Origin of the sequence: Crateriforma spongiae, assembly GCF_012290005.1 — a bacterium.
In the GTDB taxonomy this organism is placed as follows: Bacteria; Planctomycetota; Planctomycetia; order Pirellulales; family Pirellulaceae; genus Crateriforma; species Crateriforma spongiae.
In genome coordinates, this window is the sequence record NZ_JAAXMS010000017.1 from 1 (window position 1) to 13,592 (window position 13,592).

Annotated in this window: 17 protein-coding genes; 16 read left to right on the forward strand and 1 reads right to left on the reverse strand. The window is 54.2% G+C overall.

From position 1 onward, the window contains the following. The 13 genes from HFP54_RS24745 to HFP54_RS24800 form a co-directional block, all read left to right on the forward strand. Positions 1–528: hypothetical protein (locus HFP54_RS24745; protein ID WP_206036399.1), on the forward strand; the 528-nt coding region annotated here is incomplete at its 5' end. A gap of 123 nt (positions 529–651) precedes the next feature. Next, entirely contained in the window at positions 652–1,008 is a 357-nt protein-coding gene (locus HFP54_RS24750; RefSeq protein ID WP_168567237.1) for a hypothetical protein, read from the forward strand. Between the two features lie 110 nt (positions 1,009–1,118). Beyond that, entirely contained in the window at positions 1,119–2,060 is a 942-nt protein-coding gene (locus HFP54_RS24755; protein WP_168567238.1) for a hypothetical protein, read from the forward strand. Positions 2,061–2,167: 107 nt separating this feature from the next. Beyond that, positions 2,168–2,539, forward strand: a complete 372-nt coding sequence (locus HFP54_RS24760; protein ID WP_168567239.1) for a hypothetical protein — start codon at positions 2,168–2,170, stop codon at positions 2,537–2,539. A 740-nt stretch (positions 2,540–3,279) separates the two neighbouring features. Continuing rightward, positions 3,280–4,032, forward strand: a complete 753-nt coding sequence (locus tag HFP54_RS24765) for an abortive infection family protein (protein WP_168567240.1) — start codon at positions 3,280–3,282, stop codon at positions 4,030–4,032. 111 nt (positions 4,033–4,143) lie between these two features. Beyond that, positions 4,144–4,581: a hypothetical protein gene (locus tag HFP54_RS25370; RefSeq protein ID WP_206036400.1), complete on the forward strand. Its 438-nt coding sequence runs from the start codon at positions 4,144–4,146 to the stop codon at positions 4,579–4,581. Between the two features lie 1,165 nt (positions 4,582–5,746). Further along, a complete protein-coding gene (locus HFP54_RS24770) occupies positions 5,747–6,316 on the forward strand; it encodes a hypothetical protein (RefSeq protein ID WP_168567241.1) in 570 nt (189 codons plus the stop codon). A gap of 271 nt (positions 6,317–6,587) precedes the next feature. After that, positions 6,588–6,983, forward strand: a complete 396-nt coding sequence (locus HFP54_RS24775; protein WP_168567242.1) for a hypothetical protein — start codon at positions 6,588–6,590, stop codon at positions 6,981–6,983. Positions 6,984–7,276: 293 nt separating this feature from the next. Next, positions 7,277–7,882 (forward strand): hypothetical protein, encoded by a 606-nt coding sequence (locus HFP54_RS24780; RefSeq protein WP_168567243.1) that lies wholly within the window; start codon positions 7,277–7,279, stop codon positions 7,880–7,882. Between the two features lie 150 nt (positions 7,883–8,032). Next, positions 8,033–8,521, forward strand: a complete 489-nt coding sequence (locus HFP54_RS24785; protein WP_168567244.1) for a hypothetical protein — start codon at positions 8,033–8,035, stop codon at positions 8,519–8,521. A gap of 236 nt (positions 8,522–8,757) precedes the next feature. After that, positions 8,758–9,219 (forward strand): hypothetical protein, encoded by a 462-nt coding sequence (locus tag HFP54_RS24790; RefSeq protein WP_168567245.1) that lies wholly within the window; start codon positions 8,758–8,760, stop codon positions 9,217–9,219. Between the two features lie 676 nt (positions 9,220–9,895). Further along, on the forward strand, positions 9,896–10,573 hold the full coding sequence (locus HFP54_RS24795) for a hypothetical protein (RefSeq protein ID WP_168567246.1): 678 nt from the start codon (positions 9,896–9,898) through the stop codon (positions 10,571–10,573). A 206-nt stretch (positions 10,574–10,779) separates the two neighbouring features. After that, positions 10,780–10,989 (forward strand): addiction module protein, encoded by a 210-nt coding sequence (locus HFP54_RS24800; protein WP_146416271.1) that lies wholly within the window; start codon positions 10,780–10,782, stop codon positions 10,987–10,989. Between the two features lie 200 nt (positions 10,990–11,189). Here HFP54_RS24800 and HFP54_RS24805 read toward each other — a convergent pair whose 3' ends face one another. Beyond that, complete coding sequence (locus HFP54_RS24805) at positions 11,190–11,531, reverse strand: hypothetical protein (protein ID WP_168567247.1); 342 nt, start codon at positions 11,529–11,531, stop codon at positions 11,190–11,192. Between the two features lie 438 nt (positions 11,532–11,969). Between HFP54_RS24805 and HFP54_RS24810 the strand changes: the two genes are divergently transcribed. From HFP54_RS24810 to HFP54_RS24820, 3 genes are all read left to right on the forward strand, one after another. Further along, complete coding sequence (locus HFP54_RS24810; protein ID WP_168567248.1) at positions 11,970–12,389, forward strand: hypothetical protein; 420 nt, start codon at positions 11,970–11,972, stop codon at positions 12,387–12,389. Positions 12,390–12,525: 136 nt separating this feature from the next. Then, positions 12,526–12,915 (forward strand): hypothetical protein, encoded by a 390-nt coding sequence (locus HFP54_RS24815; protein ID WP_235952370.1) that lies wholly within the window; start codon positions 12,526–12,528, stop codon positions 12,913–12,915. A gap of 329 nt (positions 12,916–13,244) precedes the next feature. Continuing rightward, entirely contained in the window at positions 13,245–13,505 is a 261-nt protein-coding gene (locus tag HFP54_RS24820) for a hypothetical protein (protein ID WP_168567249.1), read from the forward strand. Positions 13,506–13,592 lie beyond the last annotated feature (87 nt).

The following is a 13,592-nucleotide window of genomic DNA, read 5'->3' on the forward strand; positions in this document are numbered from 1 at the left end:
ATTGCAGTCCACTATCTTACTACTTTGATGCAAACGCAGATTCATTGCCGCTCTAGATTGCTTGTCGGACTTGTTTTCTCGTTTGTCGCTGCCTTGCTTGTTGTTTTCAGTTACTTCAACGTGCTGTCGTGTACAGTTTTTGATGCGACCGTGGCCAGTGAAAAGGGTGTGATTTCGCTCCAGATACCTTTGACGAAACTAGCTGCCGGAAAAGACCTCAGGAATGACCTTCGTTTCTTTCGGCGTACTTCAGCCGACAGCGGGAAGATGGTTACCGGACAAAGACCGTGGGGTAATGGTTTTGGATTCGCCGGCTTCGGTTACAGTCGAGGCAGTTGGCTATATGAATCTCGCCCAGGTCCCTTCCTCGAACTATATGTTCCTATATGGTTTCTGTTTCTCATGCTCTACGTTTGGCTTGTGGCCAGACCTGATAGCGTTCAATTCCGCTTGCGTTCGATGCTTTGGTTGACGACTCTAGTCGCTGCATCGGCTTGGTTATTGACGCTGCGTGAACCGGGGGTGTGAAATCTTGCGAAGGATAACTACGGGATGCAACGGAGTGCCGGTGGATGGTTTTTTGGTTAGACCATCTGCACTCCCGGCACCCGATGATCCCGACCGTTATCCGACTGAGAGTGTTCCTCAGCCATGCCCAATGATCCGGAATCTAGATCGATCGACGCCGCGTATTGCAGCTTCTATCCGCAACACTACCTAGCGAAGATTGACATCCATGCGATCCGACGCCGTGTGAAAGATGCGGTATCGCAGCATGGCTACTACCCGCCAATCGCTTCGGCTAGTTCGGATGACCCGCCGGTTCTGATCGGAGCACAGATTCGAAAGCTGCCGGCTGGCGACTATGTTGTTGCGAACGTGCAATGGAAGCAATACGGCGCTGATGACGTATCCAGCAAAACTGTTCCCGATCTTGATTCCGCCGTCGATTCTTTTTTGCAGGGTACTGTCGGTGGCCGCCCCCTCTACCCTTTCGATGTAGACTAGATAACGACGGATAACCAAGCCATTCACGCGGAGCACGGCTTGCGCGTTTTCACAAATGGATGCATCACTCTCCGTGCCCGGTGATGGCAACCGTTCTGCTAATCAATCGCATGAAATTTGACACCGACAATATCCGGTCCGCCGCTCTCGTAATTGTGACGATCGTTGGCGCGATAACGTCGGTCCTTGCACTTGGCGACACGCTGGGATCCGACTTTCGATTCGCAGCAATATTTATGGTTGGTGCGGTCGCCGCAATGTCAACCTTAATGCTTCGATACCTCAGGCTTGACGACAGCGATGATGACGAGCCAGTGCTGCCATCAAGAAGGGCAATGCTCGCTCGTCTTGACCAACTCAATAGCCAGCTTGCGCAACTAAAAGATGAAGGAAAAGTTGTTGCTGTACCTGACGACGAACGTCAACAACTCATCGCGAGGTTGGCTGAACAAATCAAAGGTGAAACTGCCGACTCAATTCTCGCCGCGATAGAGCAGCGAGTCTCGCAAAGAATTGTGTCCGAAATACCGTTGGAGGCTGTGACGCAAGCATTCGAGAACACCTCAAGTAGACTTTCCAGAGAAATAGAGTCACTCAGTCGGCGCGGAAATATCAATTTGGTGATTGGTTTGGTCACTGCGATGTCTGGTCTCTTAATTCTTGGGTTTGTGGTATTCTCAAAGCCTGTTGCTGATCTATCAATTTCAGACGCACTCATTTTCCTGTTGCCACGCATTTCGCTGGTAATGTTCGTTGAAATTTTTGCCTACTTCTTCCTGCGGCTGTACCGACTCAGCCTCGATGACATCAAGTACTTTCAGAATGAATTGACCGGCATAGAAGCTCGCTACCTGGGCTTGCAAGTCGCGCTCTCACACGGAGAAGAAACCGTCAATCAAGTCGTAGGCATGCTCGCACAGATTGATAGAAACAAGACTCTGTCTGATCTCAAATCTGTCGCCCAGAAGCCAAATGGTGGACAGGACGCTAAGAAGCTCGTCGACTCTGCACTAGCACTTTCCAAGCAGGCTCAAGAAATGTTCGGGACGTAGCAGAACAAAGGCATGAACGCGGAGCCGCCGACAACGCGTTTTCAAGTGGAGTATTAACCGCGGCGGCCCGGTTATGCCAGACGTTACCCGACTGAAATCGACACGAGTTGAACACGAACCCCTACGAGCCGAATCTCTCGCGTGTCAGCGACTCACCGTCGATCGTTTGGCTGCTCATCCGTTGGCGGACAATCCCTACGCTGGCATTTGGCTTACTTGGTTGCGTCGGGCTCGTCGCCGGTATCTGGTTCACCGCCTATTTTTACTACAGCACGTTCGCTTACGAACCGCCACTCATTTATCCCGACAACTACAAACCTCTTGTTCGATGGCCCGCATTGATCGCAATTGCCGTTGTTTGCTTGCGAGGCGCTCTTTGCGTGTGGCGCGGACGCTATGCGTTCGGATCGTTGCTTGCGATTGGCTCGTACTTCGCGGCCATGGGGCTGTTCTACGCTATTGACAACTTTTGGAATTAGCATGTACATCACATAGCGGGTAACCATGCGATGATACGGAGCGGCGGTGGTCGCCGTTTCGACAGTGGTTGAGTTAATCGCCGCCGCCCGCATATCGCTACCGTTATCCGATCTTACTCTTGCTCGAAATCGACAGCGATTGACCACAGATCATCAGCCGTACGCTCCACCGAACACTGAGCTACCTTCAACTGCAGCACCCACTTCTCGGTTGCTCCAGGCGGCATTCCGTGTTCTTGGCGTCGCATCTCTCGGATCAGCGGCTTTCTTTGTCTGCTGGGCGGTTTTGCTCTCTAGCGGTGCCTCCATTTTTGTGTTCGTGATTCTAGGACTTGTCTCAACCCCGTACCTAATGCTCTGGCTCGCATGTCGCTCACTGATGTCATGGTCCGGAATGGTTTTGGTTGCCCTGACACTTGCTGGCCTGCTTTGGCTCGGGTCTGATGCGTTTCGCTTCGTAAATACGGACGCACAGGGTGGTCTAAACCTGGTGTTCGCTCCGATCATTCAGCTCGGGATTGGGTTCGCCACGATGTGCCTTGCTGTTACTCTTGATTGGGCGGAACGCAAACTGCTCGCGACCCACCGTGCTCAATCCCTACCCAACGGATAACCATCGCATTCACACGGAGTCGGGCTTGCGCGGTTTCACGAATGGACACTCTACTTTCCCGGCCCGGTGATGCGGGTCGTTATCCCTTGCAGTGCGAACCAGCACTGACGACTTGTGTCCAACTTGCATGCAAATACTACACGAACTCCAGACTGAGTATGAACGCGCGGATGCTCTGGTCCATCTATTGATTGACCACGCGACTGGCGGTCACGCGCAAGAGTCGGATTTCGTTGCGTTGAGACAACATTTCCTCGACTCACCCCACGACAAACTACTTCCGGCATGGTTTCGATCCAAGCGATCTCTAAACCAGTTCTGGCAATTCATAAAGAACAAGTATCCAACGTACGCTGAACGCCGCACGTACCTTTGGGATGAATTCGATCCGCTTCTGCGCGCACTCGAAACGGGTGGAATCAATCCCTCGCATGACGACATGGAACTCACACTCGATGCCTTCGACGCCGAGGGCGTTCGGCGTTCATGGCGTCGAGTAACTCGGCGTATTCACGATGATCCAGAAGGTGCGATTACGGCAGCACGAGAGCTTGTTGAGACTGTGCTTAAGCACATACTTGATGATAACCATGTTTCCTATGATGGGGACCGAATTGAGTTGCCCCAACTGTACAAGCTTGTACAAAAAGAGCTGAACCTCGCTCCCGAGGATCACCAAGAGCAGATTTTCAAGCAGATCCTAACTGGATGCTCTGGCGTCGTAAACGGACTTGGTGCGGTGCGAAATCGTCTCGGTGATGCCCATGGAAAGGGGGTGGCCAATGTTCGCCCCCACGCTCGCCACGCACGACTCGCGACGAACCTCGCTGGAACAATGGCGCTGTTCTTGATGGAAACGCACTTGTCAAAAAAGGGATAACCAAGCGTTGGACGCGGAGCCGCCGATGGCGTCGTTCCTGAAGTCAATGTTGATTGGCGGCGGCCCGGTCAACGCAAACGTTCTGGCTACTGGGATGTCTGTGATCGAATTGTGACTGCCGCACCTAACCCGTATGAACCACCGGAAACGGCATCGTCCTCCGCTGCTGGGAACGTCTCTTCGGTTCGCAGGCTCCAGTCACTCGCATGCCTGATCGTACTCGGATCCGCGATCGCGACCGGTTTACTCATCGCAATCGCAAATCTGGGACCGGATGATTCGTCGGAAGATCGTCGCACCGTCTTCGTATTCTTCGTTGGCCTTGCTGTCGTTTTTGGAACCGCCGGTTCATATCTATCTAGCCGGTACATTGCCGGAAACATTCCGCTGTACTTCATCACCGTAGCATTGGGCGTATTTGTCGTTGCACCGTTCGTTGTTGGTGTGCCGAACTACACTCATGCGTTTGTATTGCTCGGACTCATTGCGGCGGTTTCGGTGGTAGCTTCGCTCGTGACTGCATGGCAATTTCGACGGATGCTAGCGTGACGACTTTCGATGTGAAAAGCGTATTGCCGCCTCAAAAACAGCCAGAACCATCGGTTGCACCCAAGCACGGGTGGAGAGAAAATAGGCCATCGCAACGTCGTTCGCCCGTGCTGGGTGAACCGCACCGTTCGCCGACAGATGGAGGTCATCCAACACTGATGACGCCCAACCCATATCAACCGTTCCGGGCTGACTCTCGAATCAGTCGTGCTGGCGTAATCCCGCGACTCAATGGATTCGCGCTCGGTGTCCGTGATGGACTGGTTTTGTCGATACCGTTCGTGGTAATCGTCGGCTTCGTCGCGTCGTCGTACGGTGGATCGTACTTTTCGATTCTACGCACGGTGGTCGTGATTCCACTCATCTGGGCACCCTGTGCTGGATTTGTTGCAGAGTTCAAGTACCGCCGTCGCGTACCAAACCCATCTGATCGCTGTTGGATTGAACTGCCGAACAACGATATGATCGGCAGTGACTGACTGGTGGCGGATGCGGCGAACCATCGGTTGCAACGGAGGCCGCGAGTTGACGTTTTTTGCAGTGGTGAGTCGTTCGCGCGGCCCCGCTGAACCGTCCCGTTACACGGGGTTGGCTCTGATCGGCATCAAGCTTTGATTTTCGTGTGCGCGGTCGGCCGGCTTTGATGGTGAATCGAGATCGATTGCGGTGTCATGTTTGACCGTGTCGCAGAACACATTGGTCGTGCTCAGTCGATGTCCGCATCACAATGCTGACTGAACGCAGAGACGATCACCACGTACCGACGCTTTGAATCGATTGATGCTTCAAGCCGTGAGTCTGTTTGCGTCGGAACGTCGCGATCTTCAAGCCGGTTCAAGCGTTGTTGGCGCGGTCGATTTGGTGAATGTGCTACGTTGCTTGACTCGTCTGGAATTCAATCGCGGTCTCGGGGCTCCCTTCGCCGGCGGCCGCTGGATGTCTTCTTTGCGTGTCTGGCCGTCGGCTTCGGCACCCCCGATCCCGCAACGCTTTGGTCGACATCACAAAGAAGAAACTCGATGCTTCAAGCCGTGCGACGTTGCCGGCTTGATTCGATGTGTAACAATGCGTTCAACCGAAGCGGGGTTGAGCCGTCTTGGACGCTTCGCTGACCACGTTCCCACGCCCCCGCTCGGTTAACGCCGCCGTTATCCGACTGACAGACATGGACACTGACGCTGAACAACTCGAAAACCAAGCCTATGCGGCATGGGAGCTGCTCGAACACGCCGAAGCTGCCAAGCTTTTCCTAGCTGCGGCGGAACTCGAATCACAACAGGCGTCACTTAGATCCAAATGGGCAAAACCTGACAGTTCGTTTCTTTGCCGTGTCCGTGCTGCATTCTGCCAATGGCTAGACGGGCAATTCGATTCTGCGCGTCCCACGCTAATCGAAGCCACGACTTTTGACTGGAAGAACGCCCGACTCTGGGCTGACCGGCGAGACACAGAAAAGGCGTTCGCTTATTTGCTGGCAACGCTCGCCACCGATGGCGAGTTTGAGAGGTTTGGAGAATTGTGGACCAAGGCTACCGATCGCATGGATGAACTGGGTTTTCAGTTTCCGTCTATCATCCCAATGCAAAAGCTGCTGCTTGTCTCCTGCATGAATCTCAACTTCTCACCGGGAATCCAACAGATAATCGACAATCTGAATCCCAAGCTATTGGCGAAGAACCCAGAACTACAGATGCTTAAAGCCCAAGCTATTTCACGATTAAGCGACTGCGGATAACCATCGCATGCACCGGAGCCGGGCTTGCGAGCGTTTTGGCAATGGACAATCAACCTTCCCGGCCCGGTGATGCGGGTCGTTACGCCTAGGATTTGCAATCGAACCACAAGACAAGAATCGACGGTTTCGTCTGCTTGACGCCCTGTTGTTGACTGCGGCGGTTGCTGTAGCACTCGCTGCGAACTCAATGTTGACATCGGTCGCACAGCTGCCTGGGCGAGCGGACACGGTTGCTCGAGCTTTCCGCTACGGCCTTACCTTTCAACTCTTGTTGATCACCATCACCTGGACGCTGGCCTTACTCGTTGTCGCAGACAGTCGCTCGTCGCAACGTTCAATCATGGCGCCAGGTAAACTTGCGCTTGTCAACATCTCTGGCGCAAGCATCTTCGCAATGCTCGTGAACTGGGGGGACTTGGTGACTGATCACGTGCCACTTTGGTTCCGGATTGCGTTTCTTCCGTTTAGTATTCTCTCATTCACCGCCGTGCCAGGATGCATTGCAATTTGTGGATGGTTGACCTGCCGATTGGCACGGCTTGAAAGATTGCATTCAGACTGGCTTGATGTCTCGGGAGTTCTTGTCGCTTGGGTCTGGATTGCCTACGCTTTTACGACGCCGCTACGTAGCGTACCTGTGCTGCGAGCGATTGGCGTAACCATGTGATGCAACGGAGGACGGGTGGTCAGTTTTCTCGTTTGCTTGCAAGTCGTTCGCCCGTCCCCGCTGATCACCGCCGTTCGCCGACAAACATTCGCTACGTGAACCTGCACTGGGACGCTCGCCCATTTGGATGATCTGAACCCGTACGATCCGGCCACGACAAGAGAACAAGCCGAAAACAGTTTGACGCAACCGAAGACGGCACGACCGATCGCACTAACCGCGTTTATCGTCGCATCGACATTTGGTCTTACGGTCTACGTGCTCGCCAACTTCTATGCGCGTTCGTACGACCCATGGCTGACTCCACGATTCACGCACTACATGATGCTTTGGCGTCGGATCGGGTCGCCAATGCTGCGTCTGATGATACTGCTTGTTCCGACCGGCTTGTTCCTGATCTTATTCCTTCGGTCAACACAATACCGATTGGTTGTCGCGTTTCTGATTGCAGCTATGGTCGCTACTCCCATCCTGATAGGAATCCCATGATTGCTCTCGGTAACATGATGGAGAAATGCGGCGAACCATGCGATGATACGGAGCGGCGGTGGTCGCCGTTTTCGCAGTGGTTAAGTCCATCGCCGCCGCCCGCATATCGCTACCGTTGTCCGACTGACTACCGCACATGGCACTATTCGATCCTGACCGACCATGCCCGATTTGCGGTTGTTCGCTTTCCGACGTTGGAGAAGACCCGAGCGCCGATTTTGCTACAACGTATTGGGCCATTGAACACCCTCGATTTGCGATGCTCGATGATGCTGTCGTCCACCGAGCTTGCCTCGCACAATGGCCGCAACGGGATTCCTTCGTCGCGTACTACAATCGGCACTGTCGTGACGAGCTGTGGGTCGACCGGAGCGGAAATGTGCGATACGCTGGCCCTCTCCGATGTTTGATCCGCTACTCGCGTCGGTGGGCCACTTTTCGTCACGCGACCCAAGACTGCGGATAACAATGACATGCACCGGAGCCGCCGATCTGGGCGTTTTGACAATGGAACATCAACCGCGGCGGCCCGGTGATGTCGGACGTTATCCGACAGAAGGATGCTGAATCCATTGAACCCTTACTCCGCACCAACCGCACGGCTTGAAGTGGATGCAACGCAAGCAGCGTGTAGTCGGAGAATTGACGTTGCACTGATCGCCACCATTTTCGCCGTCAGCTGCCTCGTATCCTTCGTCATGCTGTTCATCCCGGCACTTTTCGACATGCTCAACCCGAGATTCGGGTTCACCCTGACTCTCATCGGATTTCCAGTGGTGCACATGAGCATGTATCTCTGGCGACCAACCACGCGCATGCTATGGGCATCGGCCGGAATGACCTTTTTCGTTGCGGTTGCTGGCGGAATGATGACCTGGTGGCGTGGGACCGTCGCCGTCGTGACCAATCCTCACACCGAGCTTTTTCATTCCGCCTATTTCTTCTCGACTATCCCGGCACTTCTCGTTTCGGCTTATCTTGTGTTCCTTGCATATCGAATGCGACATGCACGGCCGATGTTCCCAGATCCGCCCCACAATGGCGGATAACAATGCCGTGCACCGGAGCGGCGTCAGCGCGTTTTCTGATGGTTAGTTTCACTCTCGCCGCCCGGTGACGGCTGCCGTTATCCGACACAAAATTCGAGAATCGCCCTAATAAACCGCAACACAGTGCGTCTACTTGGTGTACGGCAACTCCCGCTCACTATTGGAAAACGAAAATGGCAAACGGTCGCTTTCTCCCTTTGGCTTTTCTGCTACTTGCCCCTGTTTACTGTTTTGGGATGGGATCCGACCACGAATCTGGCGATCTGCCGCCACACGATGGCTGGCCGGAAGGCGTCTACACCGCCGTAAATATGCTTAGCCGCATCCACGGTTACTGGGTGAACTCGACCGACAAACTGTTTTACAAAGGATCACAGGATGAACTGCAGTCGATGACACGGCAGCTGACCAACGCTGAGGGCACACGGACTGAACTGATACTTCACATCGGAGCGGGTATCGCAAAATCTCCTTGGTCGAAGATGCCCGTGGGTACCGCAGACTGGAGTGTGACAATTGCTGGACCCGACGCAATTTCCAAAACACAAGGCATGATTACGATTGACGTGTGGATCGGCGGGAACATATCGCTCGACGAACTTGACCTACCACCCTCCGTGCGAATCAAGTCTGGGGGCGAGATTGACGCGTTCATCAAACGCCACGACGATTCGCGTGATGCCCAGGCCGGCGGATAACAATGACATGCACCGGAGTCGCCGATCCGGCTGCTTTGACAATGGAACATCAACCGCGGCGACCCGGTGATGTCCGACGTTACACGGGGTTGGCTCTGATCGGCATCAGGCTTTGATTTTCGTGTGCGCGGTCGGCCGGCTTTGATGGTGAATCAAGATCGGATGCGGTGTGATGTATGACTTTGCCGTAAAACGCATTGGCCGTGCTCGGTCGTTAGCCGCTTCACAATGCTGACTGAACGCAGAGACGATCACCACGTACCGACGCTTTGAATCGATTGATACTTCAAGCTGTGAGACTGTTTGCGTCGGAACGTCGCGATCTTCAAGCCGGTTCGAGCGTTGGTTGCGCGGTCGATTTGGTGAATGTGCTACGTTGCCTGACTTTTCCTGAATTCCACCGCGGTCTCGGGGCTCCCTACGCCGCCGGCCGCTGGATGTCTTCTTTTCGTGTCTGGCCGCCGGCTTCGGCACCCCCGATCCCGCAACGCTTTGGTCGACATCACAATGAAGGAACTCGATGCTTCAGGCCGTGCGACGTTGCCGGCTTGATTCGATGTGTAACAATGCGTTCAACCGAAGCAAGGGTGAACCGATTTGGACGCTTCGCTGACCACGTTTCCACGCCCCCGCTCGGTTAACGCGACCGTTCGACAGGATGTGATGCTCGAATCTGATGGCCAGCAAAAACGAAAGCAAACGGCAAAAGAAGCTCGCCAAGCAGAGGCAGAAAGCGAAACGCGCGCTGCAACGCAAGAAGCAGGAAATCGAACTCCCAACTGACGGCAAGCATCTCGCTGAATACGTGCTAAACCCAAAGAAACTCACGACACCGCGCATGATTGATGAAAACGTCAAAGTGTTCTGCGAGGCGATCAACCCAAATACTGCTCCAACCTTCTTGGAGATCGATCCCGAAGAATGGTCACGCCAAAGCTGCTGCGATCTCAATGTGAAGCATTATCTAGAGAAGCACGGCGGCGGTGTCATGGTGTGCGGTTATAAGATTTGGTATCGCACAAAACTCTACATCGAGGCGGAACGCCAAGCGGTACTACGTACCGACGACGGGACGTTGCGTGATTTGACCTTCGCAGCAGATGGTGAAACTAGAGTCCTGTTCCTGCCGGACACTCCTGACCGCTCACACAACCTTTCGGACAATCGCGACAAGATCCGCCACGCAGTTGATCATCGTGTAAAATCGCTGGCTGAATCGTTGGACCGTAGAGATGCAAAGAACCCAATTCAGAGGCTGAGTGACGACGAATCATGGGCAAGGATGCTGACTTTCGCCGATTGGAAAAGTGGCGAGCGTCAGGCGTCGGTTTGGCTGACAACGAAATCCCGATGAACTGTCGAACCATGCGATGAACCGAAGTCGCGGAGTCGTCGTTTTTGACAATGGACAATCATTCGCCGCGACTCGGTTATCGCGGTCGTTCGCCGACAGAATCCATTTGGCGTAAACTGAACGCTTGGTTTTCTTCGCAATTTGCCGTCGGTTCCCCTCTTTCTGGGTAATGGTATACTGACGTGCCCTCAAGAACGGATTGATCCATGACACTTCACGAATCACTTCGTGCGCTACCGCCCGATGAAAAGCTAGCTGTCGTCACACAGCTCTGGGATGACCTTGCCGCTTCCGCTCCGTTGACATTGCCGGAAGACGAGCTTGCGGAGATGAATCGCAGACGAGACGAATTGCTTGCGAATCCTGATATCGCGATTGACGCTGACGAGGTTTGGCGGCGGGTAGATGGCGACTGAACGCTATCATCCGCTCTTCGCTGTAGACTTGGCGACTGCCTGCGCATACTACGACTCGATTGCTGGCACTCTCGGCAATCGTTTTCGCGCGAATGTCCGATCGATTATTCAAACGGTAATCGAGCGGCCGGAGTCATTTGGACGGATTGGCGGGGAATTTCGTGGCGCGTTGGTCGATCGGTTTCCGTACGTTGTTGTCTTCACTGTCGATAATGGTTTGCCTTCGATTTTCGGCTTACGTCATGCAGCATCGGACCGCAGTGATTGGTTCGGTCGCACAATGCCAGCAGCGATCGGCGAACCATCCGATGCACCCGAGTCGGCGAGTCAGGGCGATTCGACAATGGAAGATCAACCGCGCCGACCAGGTGATCGGTAACGTTCTGCCAAAGATGGATTTCAGCCGATTCGCCGTAGGTACGTCGCATGCAGGTCGATGACGCCGTACTGATCGCGCCGCCAGTTGGGGTTGCCACTGGAGTTGCATCGTACTTCATATTTGGCACCATCGCTTCAAAGTCTGTCTTGATTGCGACTGCCATCGGACTTTCGCCCTTTGCTTTGATGGCGGTTCTTGTTTTTGTCGTGGTTGTCTTTTTCGGCGGATTGAACAACGACCGGCCGCCCTGTCCTTGCGGGGAATGCAAATCCAATGATTACGAATACGATGATGTACTTACACGCGAACGCAATCCGACGCGAGCGATTTCCGAGTGGTGCTATCGCTGTCCGAACTGCGAGCGAACTTGGATTTCACGCGACAACGTGTTCTATGAATTGCATGACGATCGCTTGACTGCGTACCGTAGACAGAATCGGTGGGGACGTTGGATTGCCGTTGAATGACGGTTTGCATCCGAGACGTTGACAAACAAGAATGGCAGAACAATGACATGCACCGAAGGACGCGAGCCGAGCCGTTTGGCAGTGGTTGATTCTTTCGCGCGTCCTCGGTGATGTCCGACGTTCTGCCAACAGACATGAATGAAGACCTTTCTGACTACGGCGATGTTTGCGACCTTATGGATCGTGCGCAACTAGATCCAAGTGATCCGGAGTATTTGACGCGTGACGCAATGCTGAGCGAGTTGGTTCGATTTGCAGAAAAGGGTTGGGAAGATGCAGCCTTAGCACTTGGATCAGAATTGGGGGCACACGGCCGTGATCGCGATCCCGAAGCCGCGTACCGCTGGTTCCACATTGGATATTCCTGGACTGATGGATATTCGACCGACTGGGCCGATGATGGAGACAATGCCCCCTATTATTCAGGTCCCGTCGGTGACTTTCGAAACGAAGCGTTGGTGAGCGAGTTGGTTGACGAGATTCCACACGACAAGCTACGAGAACTCGACGCTGAGGCGCAACACTGGCTCTCAACTCACGAGCGTCACGAGTAGGCAGAACCATCGCATGCACGCGGAGCCGGGCTTGCGCGTTTTCACAAGTGGACGATCAACTTTCCCGGCCCGGTGATGCGGGTCGTTACCCGACTGAAACAACTTCGCTCGAATCCAGCAACATCGCTAGCACTCAATGTGGAATGCCTACGCAGTAACGCTCGCTGGTACGTCAATTTTGGCGTTGCTCTTACTTTCGGCGATCTTCTCGACGCGCGAAACAATAGTGGGACTGCGCGATCTTTTTGACATCCGCATCCTGCGTAGGGCATTTCGCGATGGACGTCGCTTCCGCATCAGCACGATGCTTTGGCTAACCGGTTTCATCGCAATCTCGATTGCCGTATTTCAGACATTTGAGCGATCGCCGCTCCCATACTTGATCGTGCCATTTCTTGTTGTCATGCTTCTTCTGATAAGGGTTGCGATTCATACCGTCGTCGATCCGCGAATCCGCCGACTTCCACACAACCCAGATTTCTCGGGACTTGTTGACGCCTTAAAAGGCCGCGATGACTGCGGGTAACCATCGCGTGAACCGGAGAACGCGAGCTGAGCGATTTGGCCGTTAGAGACTTTCCTGCGCGTTCCCGGTTACGCGTACCGTTATCCGACGCGGCGATCGACGCGATGACGAATCCATACGCACCGACAGCGACTGCATCGAACAAGCAGCCTGATTCTACCCGTCCACGTCGACACATATTCGCGGGATCGTGGCTCTCCATCGCTAGCGTGATACACTTCGCCGCAATTAACTTGTTGTCCGGCAACCGAACGATCGCGACCCTTGATTGGTCCGCTGGGTTTCTCGTCATACTTGGCTTACTTGTTCTGTGCCGCTTTCGACCGGCCATGGCACTGGCTCGCCTTGTTGGTTCGTTTACGATCGTCGGATTGACGCTTGCCACGGTGCTGATCGTTGCTGGATACGGCGATGGCGGCGGACTCACGTATGGTGATACTACATTGACCGACCCGACACCGATGCAAATCGGCGCGATGCTGATTGCGATATCGGCTACACTGCTACCACCGTGGTATGCACTGCAACGGGCATTTGCGGATAACCATGCCGTGCACCGGAGCGGCGGCAGCGAGTTTTCTGATGGTTAGTTTCACTCTCGCCGCCCGGTGACGGCGGACGTTCGCCGACCGATACCGATGCTCAACTGGTAACGCTGATTGATACGTCGCTACCTC